Raw genomic sequence first — 4,280 nt, 5'->3', positions numbered from 1 at the left:
AATATCACCTCGATCTGAGCTACCTCACAGTTTTGGAATCTTCTATGCTCCCTCCACATCGAACGCTGCTAGCAACACTTGTTTTAGGCTTTATGACAACCGCTTATGCAGACGATACAACCAATACCCTTCCCACCATTTCAATTCAAGCAGAGCAAGATCAAACTGACACTTATGTTGCTACTCAAGCAACTTCAGCACTAAAGTCAGATGCTCCACTTTTTAAAACAGCACAATCCGTCAGTGTAATTACTCAAGAACAGCTAGAGCAAAAACAAGCACAGACTTTAGCAGAAGCGATTGATGGTGTTGCAGGTGTTGTTTCGGGACAGCTTGGACGACGTGGTTGGGACGATTTTATTATCCGTGGACAAAATTCATCGGATCAGGTTTTTATTGATGGTTTACGGCAAGGGCAGAGTACTTTTGTCGCAACAGAACTCTCTGGTATGGATCAAGTACAAGTCATCAAAGGGCCTGCATCGGTTAATTTCGGCCTCGTTCAACCCGGTGGCATGGTCAATATGGTCACTAAACGACCTCAAGCTGACTCATTCTACCAAGGATCTGTGACCTACGGCTCTAATCAACTTAAACAAGGCACTTTCGATTTAAACTATAGTCCGAATGACAGTGAAAAAGGTGCTTTCCGCATCAACGGACGTGTTGCAGATCAAAATGATCCAATCGATTTCGTGTATTTTAAAAATTACTATATTTCACCTTCTTATAATTTTGACTTAGGTGACAATACTGATCTTTCGGTCATTGCGAGCTATCAACATCGTGAATATATGCGCCAACAAGGCTTACCAGTCTTAGGTACATTGCTAACAAATCCAAATGGCGCATTAGACTCAAAATTATTCATTAGCGAACCAGCTCATGGCGGCTACAATGCGGATGTTTATCGGAGTGGCTATAATTTTGCACATACTTTTGAAAATGAATGGAAGTTCAAACAAAATTTTGCCGTACAAAAAACAGAAATGGTTGGTCCTGCCGTATTTGCCGCGACAGGGAAGAACTTTTGGGCGAAAAATACGGATGGGACAATCGACTACACCACGATCCAACGTCAAGGACGTTATCAAGATGTCGATAATTTAAGTTTTTCAATCGATAATCAACTACAAAGACGCTTTAACCTTGCCAATATGTCGCATGAACTCACGATTGGTGTCGATGCCATGCAAGAAAAAAGCGATTACATCAATAACCGTTGTACCGTGGGCAATTTAAATTTATATCATCCGCAATACAACACCAAGGTGAGTTGTCCTGAGTCACCCACAAATCATGATATCAATCGCCTCAGATATACAGGTTTATATCTACGTGATCGAATTCAATTCAATGATCAATGGGTTTTAAATCTAGCAGGTCGTCACGATTGGGCTGAAACACAAAATAAAAATTTGGTGAAAAATACAGAATCAACCCAATCAGATAATGCATTTACAGGCAATGCGTCTCTCCTCTATACCATCAATGATATTGCAGCCCCTTATGTTAGCTATGCAACATCATTTCTTCCTGTCAGCGGAACAGATGCTAATGACAATGCATTTAAACCAGAGAAAGGCAAGCAAGTTGAAGTCGGCTTAAAACTACAAAGCCCAGATCAACGCATCCAAGGTAGCATCGCATGGTTTGATTTACATCGCCAAAATGTCTCAGTATCAGATCCAATCAACAGTGGATTTAAAGTACAACGTGGTGAGCAAATGACACGGGGGATTGAAACAGAAGTCACGGCGCATTTGTTTGATCAGCTCAAACTCACCGCAGCATATACCTATACACCAGATGCAAAAACTACTCAGGATACAACAGCTGAAAATATTGGTATTCGCATCGACAATATTCCAAAACAGAGCTATAGCTTATCGACACGCTATCGCTTTGAACCAAATTCAAATTTAGGTTGGTATGTGGGTGCAGGACTTCGAGGCGAAACGAAAAAAAGCGTTGATGGTTTAGCGGTGGATATTCCGAGCTACACGGTATTTGATACTGAAGCAGGCTATGATACAGAACATTGGGGTGCACAACTTTCAATCCGCAATATGTTTGATAAAGACTACTATGCTGGCGCACTCAATGAAAATCTGATTACGCTAGGCAACCCACGCCAAATCAATTTTACAGTGAAATTTAACTACTAAAATTAAAAAATAATGCCAAGTCCTACGTTGAATTTCATCAAAATAGACTTGGCATTGATTTAACTTAGATTTCGTCGATACAACCGTTAAGCAAAGAAATAATGCTGAACCAATGTTGAAACACCGACAATTAAGAAAATCGCTGCGCCAATTTTATGAATCAAAGAAATTGGCAAACGATCAGCAAGTTTATTACCAATAAACACAGCAGGCGCATTGGCAATCATCATCCCCACAGTCGTACCACACATCACCCAAAACACACTGTCAAAACGAGCAGCGAGTGCGACAGTTGCGATTTGAGTTTTATCACCGATTTCCGCCAAGAAAAACAAAATAAAAGTCGCACCGAATACACCAAAACGTTGCCACTTATTAATGCTTTCAGTTTCATCTCCAAGCTCATCAGGAATCAGCATCCAAATCGCCATACCGATGAATCCAAGTGCAAGAATCCAGATCAAAATCTCAGGGCTTAATACAGTTGTAATCCATTGGCCAAACACCGCAGAAATACCATGGTTAATGGTTGTTGCAAGTAAAATGGCAATTAAAATTGGAACAGGTTTTCGAAAACGTGCGGCAAGAAGTAAGGCAAGAAGCTGAGTTTTATCACCCATTTCTGCAAGGGCAACAATTGAAGTTGAGATGAGAAATTCATACATAATTGAATGCTCTGGCTAGCATATATACCAATGACTTACCCCTCCTGCTAGCCAAAATCAAATAGATTGATGCAGAGTGATAAATCAAAGGTCTTGCCAACAAAAGCACAGCCTAAGCTGCTTTGGTTCTTTGCTATGATGACCATGTTCTGTTGAACAATTATGTTGATCATCACCTCTTTACTTTGCGTAAAGAGCGGCTACTCCCCAATGAAGTGATACTATTCTAACAAATAAAGATATCATTTTGAATATTTAGACCCAGAATTTTTGATAACCCCATAACAGCAAACGGAATATACCTAAAAGAAATGCAAAATAGGCACTCAAGCCAAGAAAACCAAAGCTTCCCCAACCGCTCGCACTTCCTACATGCTGAGCTTGATATTCAACAGCCATCACCACTGTAGCAACGAATACTTCTAAACCCATCACCGCGTACATTACCCATTCCCAAGGAAAGTGCAAAAAACTCACCCACAGCCCCATCGCTACAAATACGACCAGCAAAAGCGGTAGCATCACTCGATAAATGGCAAACATCCTTGCTCCTGTTTTAAACTCAATACTGAGAATTATTCTAAATAAAATTGGCTACAAATAAAGCTTAAGTTTTGATGTATCACTGAAAAGAAAACCCCGCATTTGCGAGGTTATTCCAAATATAATTTAAGCACTTACAGTAGTAATGTACGAATGTCTTTCAACAGTTTGGTCAACTTATTGGTAAAGCGAGCAGCATCCGCACCATTAATCACACGGTGGTCATAAGACAATGACAATGGCAACATCAAACGCGGATCAAAGTCTTTACCATTCCATACAGGTTGCATCGTTGCAGGCGAAATACCTAAGATCGCAACTTGTGGCCAATTCACCAATGGTGTAAATGCTGTGCCACCGATACTACCCAAGCTGGTAATGGTAAAGTTCGCACCTTGTAAATCTTTCGGCGACAATTTGCGGTCACGTGCTTTCTGGCTCAATTCAGCCAGTTCTGTCGCAATCTGCTTAATCGATTTTTGATCTGGGTTACGTAATACCGGAACGGTTAAGCCATCTGGAGTCGCAACTGCAATCCCCATATGAATTTCGTTACGCAATAACACTGACTTCTGATCATCGGCCAAATGCCCAGCAAAATAAGGCTCTTCTTTGAGCAAGTGTGCAACCGCTTTGGCAATAAAAGCCAAAATTGTTAAGCTCAGACCCTGCTTTTTAAAGCCATCTTTGAGTTCACCACGCCACGCTTCGAGTTCAGTAATATCCGCCAAATCAAACTGGGTGACTTGCGGAATGAAATTGTTCAATGACAACTGTGGTACAGACACTTGCTGTAAACGCGTCATTGCTTTCACTTCACCACCACCAAATGCACCAAAGTCTGGCAACTTCGGTAAGCCCGAAGCTACTGGTGCTGCTTGAGCAGAAGGTGCTGGCTGTGATG

The 4,280-nt window shown here is 41.2% G+C and carries 4 protein-coding genes and 1 riboswitch; of the genes, 1 reads left to right on the top strand and 3 read right to left on the bottom strand.

Going from position 1 to position 4,280, the window contains the following annotated elements; all coding sequences use genetic code 11:
• Positions 1-44 precede the first annotated feature (44 nt).
• Positions 45-2,168 (top strand): TonB-dependent siderophore receptor, encoded by a 2,124-nt coding sequence (locus B4237_RS07665; RefSeq protein WP_278595762.1) that lies wholly within the window; start codon positions 45-47, stop codon positions 2,166-2,168.
• 86 nt (positions 2,169-2,254) lie between these two features.
• Here B4237_RS07665 and B4237_RS07660 read toward each other — a convergent pair whose 3' ends face one another.
• From B4237_RS07660 to B4237_RS07650, 3 genes are all read right to left on the bottom strand, one after another.
• Complete coding sequence (locus B4237_RS07660) at positions 2,255-2,833, bottom strand: TMEM165/GDT1 family protein (RefSeq protein WP_007481364.1); 579 nt, start codon at positions 2,831-2,833, stop codon at positions 2,255-2,257.
• An 82-nt stretch (positions 2,834-2,915) separates the two neighbouring features.
• A riboswitch (yybP-ykoY riboswitch) is annotated at positions 2,916-3,054 on the bottom strand.
• Positions 3,055-3,088: 34 nt separating this feature from the next.
• A complete protein-coding gene (locus B4237_RS07655; RefSeq protein WP_278595763.1) occupies positions 3,089-3,376 on the bottom strand; it encodes a hypothetical protein in 288 nt (95 codons plus the stop codon).
• 134 nt (positions 3,377-3,510) lie between these two features.
• Positions 3,511-4,280 (bottom strand): 2-oxo acid dehydrogenase subunit E2 (locus B4237_RS07650; protein WP_286942530.1); only part of this gene is annotated, 770 nt, incomplete at its 5' end.

Origin of the sequence: Acinetobacter sp. UBA6526 (genome assembly GCF_002434875.1) — a bacterium.
GTDB lineage: Bacteria > Pseudomonadota > Gammaproteobacteria > Pseudomonadales > Moraxellaceae > Acinetobacter > Acinetobacter venetianus.
This window is presented reverse-complemented; position numbering and strand designations above follow the sequence as displayed.

What these genes read in the sequence shown, in the direction of transcription:
- B4237_RS07665 (WP_278595762.1), top strand. Translation starts at nt 45, where the DNA reads ATGCTCCCTCCACATCGAACGCTGCTAGCAACACTTGTTTTAGGCTTT.
- B4237_RS07660 (WP_007481364.1), bottom strand. Translation starts at nt 2,833, where the DNA reads ATGTATGAATTTCTCATCTCAACTTCAATTGTTGCCCTTGCAGAAATG.
- B4237_RS07655 (WP_278595763.1), bottom strand. Translation starts at nt 3,376, where the DNA reads ATGTTTGCCATTTATCGAGTGATGCTACCGCTTTTGCTGGTCGTATTT.